Below are 13,898 nucleotides of genomic sequence, written 5' to 3'. Positions count from 1 at the left end.
CTTCATTGTGCCGAAGCTGAAAGTTCTCTTTCCGCATAAGGTTATGTCGAACTCCGATCATCACGTGTTTTGGGAACCGGACCGATCCACAAAAAGCGACGGTCTCCAGGTATCCCGCGTTGTCCGCCTCTCCCGGGAGGGTTACAGTGAGGCATGCAGGATCATCCCTCCGATCGTGAGGCGTTTTATACGCTCTTCGACACGCCCATCGGCGTCTGCGGTCTCGCCTGGAACGGTCGAGGTGTCGTAGGTTTGCAGTTACCGGAGGACAACGCATCTAAGACGCGCAGCCGCATAGCAAAGCGTTTTCCGGGAATTTCGGAAGCCTCGCCACCGGCCGATATTCAGCAGATCATCGCAGATGTGATCGCTCTGCTGAAGGGTGAAGCGCGCGATCTGTCTAATGTCCCGCTGGACATGGAAGGCGTGCCGGAGCTTCACCGGCGTGTCTACGAGGTTGCCCTGAGTATCCCACCCGGCAGGGTTCTGACCTATGGAGAGATCGCGTCTCGGCTCGGTGTCGGCAATGCCCGGCTGATCGGTCAGGCGCTCGGGAAAAACCCATTTGCCGTCATCGTCCCCTGTCACCGGGTTGTCGCGGCAGGAGGCAAGCTCGGTGGGTTCTCGGCCAATGGCGGCAGCATGACGAAGCGCCGGCTGCTTGCCATCGAAGGCGCCAGGCGCGACGAGGGCCCGACGCTCTTCGACCTGATCTGACGGCAGGATCGGATTCCGAAAACTCCCGGCTCCCTGCAGGCCTGAGTTGTTCATCGGGCCCAGAATGCTTACATACGATCCATGCAGAATACCCCCACCGACCGAGATGCTTTGAAGGCGCTCCTCGACTTTCATGTCGAGGTGGGGGTGGATCTTGCGCTCGACGAGACCCCGCACAACCGCTTTGCTGAACCGAAGGCAGAACCCGCTCAGGCGAAAGGCGCTGCCCCGCAGGGTCAGGCGGCCCGCGCTTCGTCCTCTCCGGCCTCACCTCCCCCGCCCCGTGCATTGCCGAAGGCCGCCGCCGGTGCGCCGGACGAGGTGGCCAGCCTTGCCCGCGAGCAGGCGCGCCATGCGCAGTCGCTGGAGGAGCTTGAGACGATCCTCGCGGGCTTCGAGGGCTGCGCCCTGAAATTCTCCGCCAAGAACCTGGCCTTTGCCGACGGTAATCCGGAAGGCCGCGTGATGCTGGTGGGCGAAGCCCCCGGCGCGGACGAGGATCGGATCGGCAAGCCCTTCATGGGCCGCTCAGGCCAACTCCTCGACCGGATGCTCGCCACCATCGGCCTCGACCGCTCTCAAGTTTACGTCGCCAATATCGTCCCCTGGCGTCCGCCGGGCAACCGCACGCCGACCCCACAGGAAGTCGCGATCTGCAAGCCGTTCATCGCGCGCCAGATCGAGCTGGCATCCCCTGAATTCCTGATCTGCCTCGGCGGCCCTGCGGCCCAGAACCTGCTCGGCCTGAAGGACGGAATCCTGCGCACCCGCGGGCGCTGGTTCACCTACAAGACCGAGGACGGCCGCGAGATCCGCGCACTGCCGACCCTGCATCCGGCCTATCTCCTGCGCCAGCCCCTCCAGAAGCGTCTCGGCTGGCGGGACTTCATGGCCCTGCGGCGCGCCCTCGACGCCAGGGAATAGCCCTTCCCCAAGGACGTTCGGAACTCGTTCATACTTTTACGCCTTAAGCTGATGCGGCAAATCAGGCTGCTGCTTGCAGGTGGAACATGCGCTGGGAAGATTTTCGAACCTCGTCCAATGTGGAAGACCGTCGCGGCATGGGCATCGGCGGCGCGGGCGGTCTCGGCATCGGCACCATCGTAGTGCTCGGCCTGATCAGCTGGGCGCTCGGCATCGACCCGCGCATTCTGATCGGCGGCGCGGAGATGGTCGCGGGCGGCGGTTCGGGCTATCAGCAACAACAGGGCCGTCAGGGCACGCCGCAGGACGAGGCCGGACGCTTCGCCGCCGCGATCCTCGGCAACACGGAAGACGTATGGAAGACGGTGTTGCCCCAGCAGGTGAACCGTCAGTATCGCGAGCCGAAGCTCGTGCTGTTCTCCGGCGCGACGCGCTCGGGCTGCGGCGGCGCGCAATCGGCCATGGGACCCTTCTATTGCCCGCTCGACCAGACCGTTTACATCGACCTGTCCTTCTTCGAGGAAATGCAGCGCCGCTTCCGCGCCGGCGGCGACTTTGCCTATGCCTATGTGCTCGCGCACGAGGTCGGCCACCATGTCGAGAATCTGCTCGGCATTCTCCCGCGCGTTCAGGAGCGCCAGCAGGAGGTCGGCACGGCGGAGCGCAACCAGCTCTCCGTCCGCGTTGAGCTCATGGCGGATTGTCTGGCAGGGGTCTGGGCGCATCATTCCAACCAGCGCTGGCAATCGCTCGAGCAGGGCGACATCGAGGAAGCGATCCGCGCGGCCGAAGCCATCGGCGACGACCGGCTGCAGAAGCAGAGCCAAGGCCGCGTGGTGCCCGATTCCTTCACCCACGGCTCGTCGGAGCAGCGCATGCGCTGGCTCACGACCGGCCTGAAGAACGGTCAGGTTCAGGCCTGCGATACGTTCAGGGCGGCGAGGCTTTAAGGCTGCTCACCGTCATGGCCGGGCGTGTCCCGGCCATCCGCGTCTTTGGACTTGCTGCAGAATAAGACGTGGATACCCGGCACAAGGCCGGGTATGACGAAAGACGCAGATGCTTTCATCAAAACTCAAACCTATGCCCGGTATCGACGAAACGCTCACCTTCATCCCTTTGTCCATCGCGGTGCTGACCGTGTCCGACACGCGCTCGCTGGACGATGACAAGTCGGGCGCGACGCTTGCCGAGCGGATCACGAAGGCAGGCCACCGCTTAAGCGATCGCGCCATCGTGCCGGATGACGTCGAGGCCATCCGCGAGAAGGTGGGAGGCTGGATCGCCGATCCCGCCATCGACGTGATCATCACCACGGGCGGCACGGGATTTACCGGGCGCGACGTGACGCCGGAAGCGATCGAGCCCCTGTTTGAGAAGCGCATGGACGGCTTCTCCGCCGTCTTCCATCGCGTTTCTTATGAGAAGATCGGTACGTCCACGATCCAGTCGCGCACGACGGCGGGCGTGGCGAATGCCACCTTCATCTTCGTGCTGCCGGGCTCGCCAGGGGCCTGCAAGGATGCGTGGGACGGCATTCTCGCAAGCCAACTCGACTACCGCTACCGCCCCTGCAATTTCGTCGAGATCATGCCGCGCCTCGACGAGCACCTGAAGCGTGGCAAACTACAGGGCTGATCAGCCGAAAACCGGATCGCGCTCGATGCTGGCGGACAGCCGCACGGGCGTGCGGGCCTTCACTTCGTTGAGCAGCACACGGCGGTGCACGAGATCGCCGGCGTGAACCTTCGAGCGCGCGAAGATGCGGCGCACGAGGCCGACAAATCCAGAGCCGTGACGGCGGAAGCGGGCAAGTCCTCGCTCGGGTGAGCCGAGGGCCACAAAGCGATCAAGAACCCGGATCCAGCCCTCCTGCGGAATATCGCCATCGTCGAGACAGAGCAGCCACTCGCGCCGGGCAGCATGCGCGCCGTCCATCCAGGAAGCTTCCTCCGTCACGATCAGGCTGGCCCCCGCCGCATCGGCCACTTTCGCCAACGTCTCGTCCTGCCGAGCCGACAGAATCACGGCATCGCCCACGAGCCCCGCCGCAACGGCGGGCACGAGAGCGCTCAAAGTGGCGGCCAGGGCCTCGGGCCCATGGGTGACACGGACGAGAACGGTTATCATATCCCCCTTATAACCCCTTCGGATGGAAACGTCGCCCGCAAGATCATCATCAGGGCGACTTGATTTTGTTCTGTATTTGTTCTGTTCTTATTCCGTTCTTTTTACAGATTCGCCCGAGGCCGTCATGTCCATCCGTTTCAAGGATCAGCCAGCTCCGTCAAGGCCTATGAAACGCTCACCCATCGAGGCGGCGGAGGCCGCGCGCCGCCGCATGGACGATCCGGCCTATCGGGTCGAGGTGGACCGCCGCCGGGGCCGGGGAGCGGTATCGAATCCGTCCGGACGCTACGAGCCCGCGCAGCGCGAGAGCTTTAACGACGGCTGGGACATCGAGGAAGAGCTGCCTCCCCTGCCGACCGAAGTGATCATCGAGAAGCCGCGCACGATCATCACGCGAAACGACTCGCCCGATATTCTCTTCGAGAAGTCGATCAACCCGTATCGCGGCTGCGAGCACGGCTGCTCCTATTGCTTCGCACGGCCGACGCACGCCTATCAGGGCTTGTCCTCCGGGCTCGATTTCGAGACCAAGATCTTCGCCAAGCCCAATGCGGCGGAACTCCTGGAGAAGGAGCTGCGCGCGCCGAACTACCAGCCGACCACGATTGCGATCGGCGCGAACACGGATCCCTATCAACCGGTGGAGCGCAAATTCCGCATCACGCGCTCGATCCTGGAGGTGCTGAACCGCGCCAGTCACCCCGTCGGCATCGTGACGAAATCGACGCTCGTGACCCGCGACATCGACATCTTAAGCCAGATGGCCGACAGGCATCTGGTCAAAGTCGCGATCTCCATCACGACCCTCGATCCGAAGCTCGCGCGCAAGATGGAGCCCCGCGCCGCCACTCCCGCCAAGCGCCTGGAGACCGTGCGCAAACTCTCGGAGGCCGGCATTCCGGTAAGCGTTCTGGTGGCTCCCATCATTCCGGCCATCAACGACCATGAGATCGAAGAGATCTTGAAAGCCTCGCAGCAGGCCGGTGCGCAGGAGGCAGGATACGTGCTGCTTCGCCTGCCGCACGACCTCAAGGACCTGATGCGTGACTGGCTGGTGGAGCATTATCCCGACAAGCTCAAGCACGTGTTCTCGCTGCTGCAGGAGGCGCGCGGCGGCAAGGATTACGATTCCGAATGGAGCACCCGCCAGTCGGGTGTAGGACCTTATGCTTGGATGATCGGCCGCCGCTTCGAGACTGCCTGCGAGCGGCTCGGACTGAACAAGCGCAACCTCTCCCTGCGCAAGGACCTGTTCCGGGCACCGGCCAAGGAGACGGGGCAGCTGAGTTTGTTCTAGAAGCCGCTTCAAGGACTCCTGCGTCATGGCCTTTCACCGTCATGGCCGGGCTTGACCCGGCCATCCACGCCTTGAGAAGCGCTGCGGATCAAAGACGTGGATCCCCGCAACAAGTGCGGGGATGACGAAGAAGGGAAATACAACGGCGGCATTAAGCGCGGATGACAAAGGCGGACCTTGCAGCTTTGATCCACCCCATGACCGCACCGATTCGCTCACCGAAGAAAACCGGCCTCGGCCTCGAGCGCGAGCTGTCCGCCCGCGCGCAGGGCTACACTTGCATCGTCGGCCTCGATGAGGTGGGGCGTGGGCCATTGGCAGGGCCGGTCGTCTCGGCGGCGGTCGTGCTCGATCTCGACAACGTGCCTCAGGGTCTGGCGGATTCGAAGGCGCTGACCGCGCAGAAGCGCGAGGCGCTGTTTGCGGAGATCCTGGTGACGTCGAAGGTGGGCATTGCGTCGGTGTCCCACGCCGAGATCGACACCATCAATATCCGCCAGGCTTCGCTGCTCGCCATGTGCCGGGCACTTGCCGCCCTTCCCTGTACGCCGGACATGGCCTTTGTGGACGGCAACGATCCGCCGCGCCTGCCCTGCGCGACGGAAGCGGTCATCAAGGGTGATTCGAGCATCGCTTCGATCGCCGCCGCCTCCATCGTCGCGAAAGTGGTGCGCGACCGCATGATGGCGCGCCTCAGCGAGACCTATCCGGCTTATGGATTCGCGAGCAATGCGGGCTACAGCACGAAAACGCATCTTCAGGTGCTGGCATCCGATGGTCCCTGTCCCTTCCATCGGTTGAGTTTTGCGCCGCTTAAACAAGGGTTACTGGACCTGTAACCAAACCTAACGCGCGTTAACCCAAAAAACTCAATCTTTTCAACAAGTCGGCAAGTTTTGCCGACCCAAAATAAGACGCGATTTTTTCGCGCTGGAAACCTGATCTTTACCCTAACGGACGATGATCCTGAGTGTCAGTTGCGTAACCGGTGATCACCCATGGGTACCTTGCGTACCGGGGCTGCCGGCGCCGCCTCCCGGATCAGTGTCTCGCGTACCGGGCGGTCTGCGCCGGCTCCTCGGACGGGGCGTAAAACGCCCCTCTCCGTCCTGCCGAAGTCTCTTCCTCTCAATGAGATTCTTCTCGGTGATTGCATCGCCAATCTCGAGAAGCTCCCTCCTGAGAGCGTGGACGTGGTCTTCGCAGACCCGCCTTACAATCTCCAGCTCGAACAGGCGCTCACGCGTCCGGACCAGAGCCTCGTCGATGCCGTCGACGACGACTGGGACAAGTTCGCGAGCTTTGCCGATTACGATGCCTTTACCCGCGCGTGGCTTTCCGCCGTGCGCCGCGTGATGAAGAAGAACGCGACACTCTGGGTGATCGGCTCCTATCACAACATCTTCCGCGTGGGCGCAGCCCTGCAAGATCTCGACTTCTGGATCCTCAACGACATCGTGTGGCGCAAGGCCAATCCGATGCCGAACTTCAAGGGCCGCCGCTTCACCAATGCGCACGAGACCATGATCTGGGCCTCGAAGAGCGCGGATTCGAAGGGCTACACCTTCCATTACGATGCGCTGAAAGCCGGTAATGAAGACGTGCAGATGCGCTCGGACTGGTTCATCCCGCTCTGCACCGGCGATGAGCGTCTGAAGGACGAGCACGGACGTAAAGTCCATCCCACGCAGAAGCCGGAAGCATTGCTCGCCCGCGTTCTGCTCTCCTCGTCCAACCCGGGCGACGTGGTGCTCGATCCCTTCTTCGGCTCCGGCACGACTGGCGCTGTCGCGAAGATGTTGGGGCGCAACTTCATCGGTCTCGAACGCGATCCGATCTATGCAAAGGCTGCACGCGCACGCATCGATGCGGTGCAGCCGCTCGATGACGTGTCGGTTGCCGCTCCGCCGGAAAAGCGCGCCGAAGTGCGCGTGCCATTCCTCTCGCTCATCGAGGGCGGGTACGTGAAGGCTGGCGAAATGCTGGTGGACGAACGCCGTCGCCACAAGGCCGTAGTGCGTGCCGACGGCACGCTGGCGCTTGGCCCCATCGTCGGCTCGATCCATAAGATCGGCGCGCTGACGCAGGGCTTTCCCTCCTGCAACGGCTGGACCTTCTGGCACGTAGAGCGGAACGGCAAGCTCGTCTCGATCGATGAGTTCCGGACGAAGGTGCGGGCGGAGCTGGCGGCCTGATCCCATTCGCGAAGCCTCAAGAGGGCCAGCTTTCAGCTGGCCCTTTTTGTTTCCTGCACTAACCTTTCGTCACAGAGGCGTCATCTGATACCGCTAGCGCGGGGAAGGCCTTGTCAACCGAGAGGACTGTCCCGTGTCCACTAAGCTCATTCTCTTGTCTCTTCTGACCGCCCTCGTGCCTGCCGTCGCACAGGCCCAAGGGATCTCCGGCAATCTCGTGCTGTATACGAGCCAGCCGAATACTGACGCGCAGCAGACCATCGATGCCTTCAAGGCGAAGCATCCGGGCGTGAACGTCACGTTCGTGCGTGATGGAACCCCGAAGATCCTCGCCAAGCTGCGCGCCGAGTTCGAGGCCGGACAACCCCAGGCCGATGTCCTTCTGATCGCGGACAGCGTGACGATGGAGGGCCTGAAGAAGGAGGATCGGCTGCTCGCTCACGAGAAAGCCGATGTATCCGCCTATCCGGCCGGCACGCACGATCCGCAGAAATTCTGGTTCGCCACGAAGCTGATCACCACCGGCATTGCCTACAACACGAAGGCCTCGTTCAAGCCAGCCTCCTGGCTCGATCTGACGAAGCCGGAGGTCAAGGGCCAATTGGTAATGCCGAGCCCCCTCACCTCGGGCGCAGCCCTCATCCACGCCGCCACACTGACGGGCAACCTCGAAGGCGGATGGAAATACTACGAGGACCTCAAGGACAACGACGCCATGGCGGGCGGCGGGAACGGCGACGTGCTGAAGCAGGTGGCCGGCGGACAGAAGCTCTATGGTGTCATCGTCGACTACATGCCGATCCGCGAGAAGGCGAAGGGCGCTCCCGTCGAATTCGTGTTCCCGAAGGAAGGCGTCTCAGCCGTTTCGGAGCCTGCTGCCATCCTCAAGACTACCGAGAACCCTGAAGCCGCCCGCGCCTTCATCGATTTCCTGCTCTCGAGGGAGGGCCAGGAGCTCGCCCTGAAGCAGGGCTACATCGCTGCTCATCCCGCAGTTCCTCTGCCGGAAGGCTATCCTGCGCGCGACCAGATCAAGGTCATGTCGTTCGACGCGGCGAAGGCGTTGGCTGACGAGACGAAGAACAAGGCAGCCTTCGCTGACATCTTCGGACAGTGAGATATCGTCCGCACGATCGATCGTTCCTGGAGCGGGGAGGTTTCGGCCTCCTCGCTCTTGTCGCTTTGATTCTTGTCGCTCTCGAAATTCTGCCCGCCTTGCGGCTTCTCCTGACGGCCCTGGCACCGGGCGGCATCTTCGATCCCGGCAAAGCCCTCTCCGCTCTGTCCAGCCGGGCGGCACTGCGAGCGGCGCAGGCGACACTGGAAACCGCCTTCATTTCCAGCCTTCTGGCCGTCCCGCTCGGCACGATCATGGCGCTGGTGCTGGGCATCACCGACATGCGCGGGCGCCGTTTCGCCTCGTTCCTCTTCGTTCTGTCGGTGATGATCTCGCCCCAGGTCATCGCACTGGCCTTTCTCCATCTCACCGGCCCGGCCTCTCCGATCCTGAACGGCTTGGGCCTTGCGCCGCAAGCCGGCAGCACGAACCCGATGCTCGGACGCAGCGGTATCATCCTGGTGCTGGGGCTGCATCACGCGCCGCTCGTCTACGTGGTGATCAGCGCGGGCCTTAAGCGCATTCCGCTCACCGTCGTCGAAGCAGCGCGGGTGGATGGCGCACAGCCTCTGCGTATCGTCATCGATCACGTGATGCCGCTGCTGCGTCCCCATCTCATGGGCGCAGGGCTGCTCGCTTTCGTGGCGGGCATCGGCAATTTCGGGATTCCCGCTCTTCTGGGCGCACCGGTGAATTATCTCACTCTTCCCGTTCTCATCTATCGCCGCCTGTCGAGCTTCGGGACCGGCATGCTCGGTGATGTGGCGGCGCTCGGCCTTCTCGTTGCGGTCATCGCCGTCGTCTGTGTGGCCGCCAGCCAGATCCTGACGCGCCGCGGGGACGTTCTCCTGGAAGAGGATGCTCCCCTGCAACCTTTCTGGCATCTCCGCCGAGTCCGCGCGGTTGCCGAGATTTTCGTTGCCTTCATCATCACGGCGGTTCTCGTCCTGCCCATGCTGTCACTGCTGGCGGCGGCTCTCGTGCCGTCCTACGGCATGCCGCTGAGCCTCACGACGATCACCCTGGACAACTTCATTGAGGTGCTGGCGCGACAGGACGTGACCAGACGCGCTTTCGTGAATTCGCTCGCTTATGCAGGCGGTGCGGCGTGCCTGCTCGCCTGTCTGTCGATCCCGATGGCATATTCTTTGGTGCGCCTCATGGGGACTGCGCGAATTCCAGCGACGGCTCTTCTCGAAACCTCCTATGTCCTGCCCGGTATCGTGCTGGCGATCGCCTGCATTCTCCTGTTCCTGAAGCCCCTGCCTCTGATCGGCGTCTCGCTCTATGCCACGCCGTCGATCATCGTCTTCGCCTATCTCGCCCGCTTCCTGGCGGTTGTGCTCAAGCCCGTGCTCGCCGGGATGACGCAGGTCGATGTGGCGCAGGAGGAAGCCGCCACTCTCGACGGTGCAGGACTCGCGCGGCGGCTCGCCGACGTCATCCTCCCCTCGCTTCTTCCGGCTGCTGTGGCCGGCGGCCTGATGGCGTTCCTGCTCGCCTTCAGCGAATTGACCGTCTCGGCCCTGCTCTGGTCGGCCGGCACGGAGACCATCGGCGTCGTCCTCTACAATCTCGAAGAGGCAGGGCTCACAAGTCAGGCTTCGGCTGTCGCCATCGTCATCGTTGCGGTCGTCACGCTCACCATGCTCGCACTCCATGCATTGAGCCGGTACCTGCCAAGCGGCGCCCTGCCCTGGCACTGCCCGGCAGAAGGCGCGGCGTTCTCCGCTCGAGAACCGAAACGAGATACGCTTCGTGCAGGAGCCATAGGGCACGTGGAGCCGAGACCGGCTTTGAGCGCCTGAGCGTTTTAGAACCTTACCGCGTCGAAGAGCTGGCGCTCTTCCATTGGCGGTGTGTGAAGTCTCATGACCTCGTCAGAAGTGTAGAATGCTCTCACGCGGCTGAAGGGCTGCGGGCAAAGGGTTTTCTCGCGATGGTGCGGGGTGTCCTCGTTAGAACATCCTGAGAGGGAACAATCCCCTATGCCAGCCCCCGTCAAGCGCTTTAACATCGACTTATGGTTTCTTCTTCTATCGACATGCCTCCTCCCGTCAGCCCCTTCCACACCGAGCCAACCTGGGACGACCTCAGGATCTTCCTGGCCGTGGTGGCTCATGGATCGATGAATGGAGCGGCGAAAGCCTTGGGCCAAAGCCAGCCGACGATTGCGCGGCGCATCAAGGCGCTGGAGGAAACCCTTGGGCTCGACCTCTTTCAGCGCGGTCCCAACAATCTCGAGTTGACGGAGGCGGGCCAAGCAATCCTTGAGGCCGCCTCCCCGATGGGCGAGGCGGCAAGCGTGGTCTCGCGCACGGCTGCGGCCTACAGGCCCGATCCCGATGCGCCCGTCCGGATCACGGCGACATCCTCGGTCGCCATGTTCCTGTCGCTGCACTCGGCGGAGCTGCACAACGCCGCCGAGCCCGTGGAGATCGCGTACATCCCGACCCGCCGCAAGCTCGATCTCGCCTCGGGCGAGGCCGACATTGGCTTACGCATGCGCACCCTGCCCGAGGGCACGGACGATCTCGTCGTGCGAAAGATCGGACAGATTGCCTTCGCCATCTACGCCACTACGGAAAACCCGGACGCCGTCATCGCGCCGCCCGAGGACCCGACCCTGTCGCGGCAAGCTGCTTACGTTGCCGAGTTCGCACAGGGCCGCACGATTGCTGCCCGCATCGGCGACATGCCGATCCGCTATCAGGCGGCGAAAGCGGGTTTAGGCGCAGCCTTCCTTCCCTGCTGGCTCGGCGATTCCGATCCCGATCTCAAGCAAGTGGTAAAACCCGAAGGCGACCTGATCGAGGACGTGTTCCTCGTCATGCATCGCCGCAGCCGCAACAGGCCGAGCGTGACGCGCGTGGCGAATGCTTTAGCGGCCTTGTTCAAGCGCAGTCAGCGCGCGCTTGTGGGCGGCTGATTCCTCTCACAAGTCACACCCCCTCATCCTGAGGAGGATCGCGGGAGCGATCCGTCTCGAAGGAGGATCCAGTGCTCTCTGGAAACGCCTCGCACTTCGAGACGCTACGCTCCTCAGGGTGAGGCTATGGAGATTATTGTAGCTCTGTCTAAGCGCTCTTCGCTTGCGTCTTGCTTGAAGCCTTCTTCGCCCCCGGCAAGTCCCCCAGCGCATGCGCCAGCACCTTCTTCATGGCGCCGGGCAGTGCCTCCTCGTGCAGGTGGAGGCGCGGAGTCCAGCGCATGTCGTCGGGCGCGGGCGTGCCCTTCGGCACCTTCGCGAAGAGCACCGTCAGCTCCAGCGGGAAATGGGTGAAGACATGGCGCACCGTACCAGGAAGGCGCTGCCAGCGTGCCTCGATGGGGGCGTCGAGCACCGCGCGGGATGCTTCGTAATTCGGCGCCCACTCGCTCGTCGGCGGCTCGGCCATGCCGCCGAGCAATCCTGTCGGCGAGCGGGTGCGGAGCAGGATCGTGTCGTCGGCGCGCAGCACCACGAAGGCCGCGCCTTTGCGCAACTGTCCTGTCTCCTTCTTCTGCTTCTTCGGGAATGTTTCCTGCAGGCCGGCAGCGCGGGCCTGGCAGGGCTTCATCCAAGGGCAGAGCGCACAGGCCGGCCGCTTGGGCGTGCAGATGGTGGCGCCCAGATCCATGAGACCTTGAGCGAAATCGCCGGGCCTTTCCTCGGGCACGAGTTCTTCGGTCAGGGAGCGGATGAGAGGCTTTGCCTTGGGCAGAGGCTCCTCGACCATGAAGAGGCGGGACATGACCCGCTCCACATTGCCGTCCACCGCCGCAGCTTTCCGGTCGAAGGCGATCGCCGCCACGGCCGCTGCCGTATAGGCGCCGATGCCGGGAAGCGTCAGAAGGTCGGCCTCCGTCGAGGGAAACTGCCCGCCATGCTTTTCCACAACTGCCTTGGCGCAGGCATGGAGATTGCGGGCGCGGGAATAGTAGCCGAGCCCCGCCCAGGACTGCATGACCGAATCTGAAGGAGCTTCGGCGAGAGCCTCCACATTGGGGAAACGTTCCAGGAAATTCAGGTAGAAGGGTTTGACCGCAACCACCGTCGTCTGCTGCAGCATGACCTCTGAGAGCCAGACGCGGTAAGGGTTTGCCGTCTCGCCGGGCTTGGCGCGCCACGGCAACTCGCGCCGGTGACGGTCGTACCAGGCAAGCAGGTCCTGCGGATCGGGCTTGGTCGCGCTCGTGGCGGGCGTTAACATGAGATTTGGAATAGCGGTCTACACCGAATATTCCAACGCGGCTTTTGGACATTCAACATGAGACAGCCGAGGCCCCCTGTGAAACACCCAAGGCCTTTGGCCCGCCCCCTCGCCGAGTTTCTCGATGCCTGTCTCTCCCCGAGCTTGGCGGCGCAAGGCTTTGCGACCTCAGATATCCTCATGGCTTGGCCCGAGATCGTGGGCCAGCGGCTCGCCGCCTTCACCCAACCGCTCAAGATCGAGTGGAAGCGAAAGCCGCCCCATGCCGACCCGGAGACCAGGCCGGAGCCGGCAACTCTCGTGATACGGGTGGAAAGCGCCTTCGCGCTCGAACTCCAGCACATGGCCCCGACCGTCATCGACCGGGTGAACACTTATTATGGCTGGCGCTGCATCGGCAAAATCGTGCTGAAACAAGGCCCGGTGCGGCGGGTCGAGAAGAAGAAGCCTCCCGCTCCGGTTCTCACGCCAGAGGCCAGGGCGAAGGTCAGCTCCGCACTTCATGACATCGAGGAAGATGGCTTGAAAGCTGCCCTCGACCGGCTGGGCCAGGCCATCGTCAGCTCCGGTTCACGCACGAAAGCGTGAGATGACAGGCGCTTGCCTCTCCGCCCAAGGCATTCTACCGCAGAACGAAACCTCTTCAGGAGTTCCCTCGACCATGATCACCCGGCGTCAGACGCTTCAGCTTCTCGGAACCGCAGCCGTTACGGCTTTCCTCGCCACGAGCCTTCCGGCCATGGCCCAGAACGTGGCCGTTCAGGATCTCGCGGTGCAGGGTCCCCTCGGAGACGTGGCCTTGGGCCCGGAAAACGCCAAGGTGACCGTCATCGAATACGCCTCGATGACCTGCTCCCACTGCGCCAATTTCCACAAGAATACCTGGCCTGAGCTGAAGAAGCGCTACATCGACACCGGCAAGATCCGCTTCGTCCTGCGCGAGTTTCCCCTCGACCCTCTGGCAACCGCCGGCTTCATGCTCGCCCGCTGCGACGGGAACGACAAATATTACCCCATCACCGACATGCTCTTCGAGCAGCAGCGGAACTGGGCTTTTGTGGATAAGCCGCTCGACGCCCTGCGCCAGCTCATGCGCCAAGCCGGTTTTTCACAGGAAAAATTTGACGCTTGCCTCAAGGACCAGAAACTTTATGACGCAGTCAATGCGGTGAAGAACCGGGGTATGGAGCAATTCAACGTAGACTCCACGCCGACTTTCTTCATCAATGGTCAGCGTCATCCGGGAAGCCTGTCGATCGATGAGATTGAAAAGGTCATCAAACCTCTGCTGGGCGAGTAAGCCCCTTATCCCTGCCTCCAAAGGG

At 63.0% G+C, this 13,898-nt stretch carries 14 protein-coding genes; 12 read left to right on the top strand and 2 right to left on the bottom strand.

The features are described 5' to 3' along the window. Positions 1-153 precede the first annotated feature (153 nt). From ACUXUR_RS06735 to moaB, 4 genes are all read left to right on the top strand, one after another. Positions 154-717: a methylated-DNA--[protein]-cysteine S-methyltransferase gene (locus tag ACUXUR_RS06735; protein WP_445501572.1), complete on the top strand. Its 564-nt coding sequence runs from the start codon at positions 154-156 to the stop codon at positions 715-717. Between the two features lie 81 nt (positions 718-798). Then, a complete protein-coding gene (locus ACUXUR_RS06730; protein WP_445501571.1) occupies positions 799-1,641 on the top strand; it encodes a uracil-DNA glycosylase in 843 nt (280 codons plus the stop codon). Between the two features lie 86 nt (positions 1,642-1,727). Next, positions 1,728-2,591: a KPN_02809 family neutral zinc metallopeptidase gene (ypfJ, locus tag ACUXUR_RS06725; protein WP_445501570.1), complete on the top strand. Its 864-nt coding sequence runs from the start codon at positions 1,728-1,730 to the stop codon at positions 2,589-2,591. A gap of 133 nt (positions 2,592-2,724) precedes the next feature. Further along, positions 2,725-3,279 (top strand): molybdenum cofactor biosynthesis protein B, encoded by a 555-nt coding sequence (gene moaB, locus ACUXUR_RS06720; protein WP_445501664.1) that lies wholly within the window; start codon positions 2,725-2,727, stop codon positions 3,277-3,279. Here moaB and ACUXUR_RS06715 read toward each other — a convergent pair whose 3' ends face one another. After that, positions 3,280-3,771: a glycosyltransferase family 2 protein gene (locus tag ACUXUR_RS06715; RefSeq protein ID WP_445501569.1), complete on the bottom strand. Its 492-nt coding sequence runs from the start codon at positions 3,769-3,771 to the stop codon at positions 3,280-3,282. Positions 3,772-3,937: 166 nt separating this feature from the next. Between ACUXUR_RS06715 and ACUXUR_RS06710 the strand changes: the two genes are divergently transcribed. The 6 genes from ACUXUR_RS06710 to ACUXUR_RS06685 all read left to right on the top strand — a co-directional run bounded on the left by ACUXUR_RS06710 (position 3,938) and on the right by ACUXUR_RS06685 (position 11,309). Next, positions 3,938-5,068 carry a PA0069 family radical SAM protein gene (locus ACUXUR_RS06710; RefSeq protein WP_445501568.1) on the top strand — a complete coding sequence of 377 codons (1,131 nt, stop codon included), beginning with the start codon at positions 3,938-3,940 and terminating at the stop codon, positions 5,066-5,068. Between the two features lie 197 nt (positions 5,069-5,265). Then, positions 5,266-5,907, top strand: coding sequence for a ribonuclease HII (locus ACUXUR_RS06705; protein ID WP_445501567.1), 642 nt, complete (start codon positions 5,266-5,268; stop codon positions 5,905-5,907). 159 nt (positions 5,908-6,066) lie between these two features. Further along, positions 6,067-7,263 (top strand): site-specific DNA-methyltransferase, encoded by a 1,197-nt coding sequence (locus ACUXUR_RS06700; RefSeq protein ID WP_445501566.1) that lies wholly within the window; start codon positions 6,067-6,069, stop codon positions 7,261-7,263. Positions 7,264-7,396: 133 nt separating this feature from the next. Continuing rightward, positions 7,397-8,380, top strand: a complete 984-nt coding sequence (locus ACUXUR_RS06695) for an ABC transporter substrate-binding protein (protein WP_445501565.1) — start codon at positions 7,397-7,399, stop codon at positions 8,378-8,380. Beyond that, on the top strand, positions 8,377-10,188 hold the full coding sequence (locus ACUXUR_RS06690) for an ABC transporter permease (RefSeq protein ID WP_445501564.1): 1,812 nt from the start codon (positions 8,377-8,379) through the stop codon (positions 10,186-10,188). The genes ACUXUR_RS06695 and ACUXUR_RS06690 overlap by 4 nt, the downstream gene beginning before the upstream one ends. A gap of 215 nt (positions 10,189-10,403) precedes the next feature. After that, the gene (locus ACUXUR_RS06685; RefSeq protein WP_445501563.1) at positions 10,404-11,309 is read left to right on the top strand and encodes a LysR family transcriptional regulator; all 906 of its coding nucleotides are present in this window, start codon (positions 10,404-10,406) and stop codon (positions 11,307-11,309) included. A 148-nt stretch (positions 11,310-11,457) separates the two neighbouring features. On the opposite strand, the gene mutY is transcribed toward ACUXUR_RS06685, so the two are convergent. Further along, complete coding sequence (gene mutY / locus ACUXUR_RS06680) at positions 11,458-12,573, bottom strand: A/G-specific adenine glycosylase (RefSeq protein ID WP_445501562.1); 1,116 nt, start codon at positions 12,571-12,573, stop codon at positions 11,458-11,460. A gap of 57 nt (positions 12,574-12,630) precedes the next feature. Between mutY and ACUXUR_RS06675 the strand changes: the two genes are divergently transcribed. Next, positions 12,631-13,161: a DUF721 domain-containing protein gene (locus ACUXUR_RS06675; RefSeq protein WP_445501561.1), complete on the top strand. Its 531-nt coding sequence runs from the start codon at positions 12,631-12,633 to the stop codon at positions 13,159-13,161. A gap of 73 nt (positions 13,162-13,234) precedes the next feature. Next, entirely contained in the window at positions 13,235-13,873 is a 639-nt protein-coding gene (locus tag ACUXUR_RS06670) for a DsbA family protein (RefSeq protein ID WP_445501560.1), read from the top strand. Positions 13,874-13,898 lie beyond the last annotated feature (25 nt).

The organism is Microvirga medicaginis, assembly GCF_052658925.1.
Note: the sequence above shows the minus strand (reverse complement) of the source record. Positions and strands in the feature narration are given on the sequence as shown.

Excerpts from the sequence above, each read along its gene's own strand:
- ACUXUR_RS06735 (WP_445501572.1), top strand. The coding sequence starts at position 154 with ATGCAGGATCATCCCTCCGATCGTGAGGCGTTTTATACGCTCTTCGAC.
- ACUXUR_RS06730 (WP_445501571.1), top strand. The coding sequence starts at position 799 with ATGCAGAATACCCCCACCGACCGAGATGCTTTGAAGGCGCTCCTCGAC.
- ypfJ (WP_445501570.1), top strand. The coding sequence starts at position 1,728 with ATGCGCTGGGAAGATTTTCGAACCTCGTCCAATGTGGAAGACCGTCGC.
- moaB (WP_445501664.1), top strand. The coding sequence starts at position 2,725 with ATGCCCGGTATCGACGAAACGCTCACCTTCATCCCTTTGTCCATCGCG.
- ACUXUR_RS06715 (WP_445501569.1), bottom strand. The coding sequence starts at position 3,771 with ATGATAACCGTTCTCGTCCGTGTCACCCATGGGCCCGAGGCCCTGGCC.
- ACUXUR_RS06710 (WP_445501568.1), top strand. The coding sequence starts at position 3,938 with ATGAAACGCTCACCCATCGAGGCGGCGGAGGCCGCGCGCCGCCGCATG.
- ACUXUR_RS06705 (WP_445501567.1), top strand. The coding sequence starts at position 5,266 with ATGACCGCACCGATTCGCTCACCGAAGAAAACCGGCCTCGGCCTCGAG.
- ACUXUR_RS06700 (WP_445501566.1), top strand. The coding sequence starts at position 6,067 with ATGGGTACCTTGCGTACCGGGGCTGCCGGCGCCGCCTCCCGGATCAGT.
- ACUXUR_RS06685 (WP_445501563.1), top strand. The coding sequence starts at position 10,404 with ATGGTTTCTTCTTCTATCGACATGCCTCCTCCCGTCAGCCCCTTCCAC.
- mutY (WP_445501562.1), bottom strand. The coding sequence starts at position 12,573 with ATGTTAACGCCCGCCACGAGCGCGACCAAGCCCGATCCGCAGGACCTG.
- ACUXUR_RS06675 (WP_445501561.1), top strand. The coding sequence starts at position 12,631 with ATGAGACAGCCGAGGCCCCCTGTGAAACACCCAAGGCCTTTGGCCCGC.
- ACUXUR_RS06670 (WP_445501560.1), top strand. The coding sequence starts at position 13,235 with ATGATCACCCGGCGTCAGACGCTTCAGCTTCTCGGAACCGCAGCCGTT.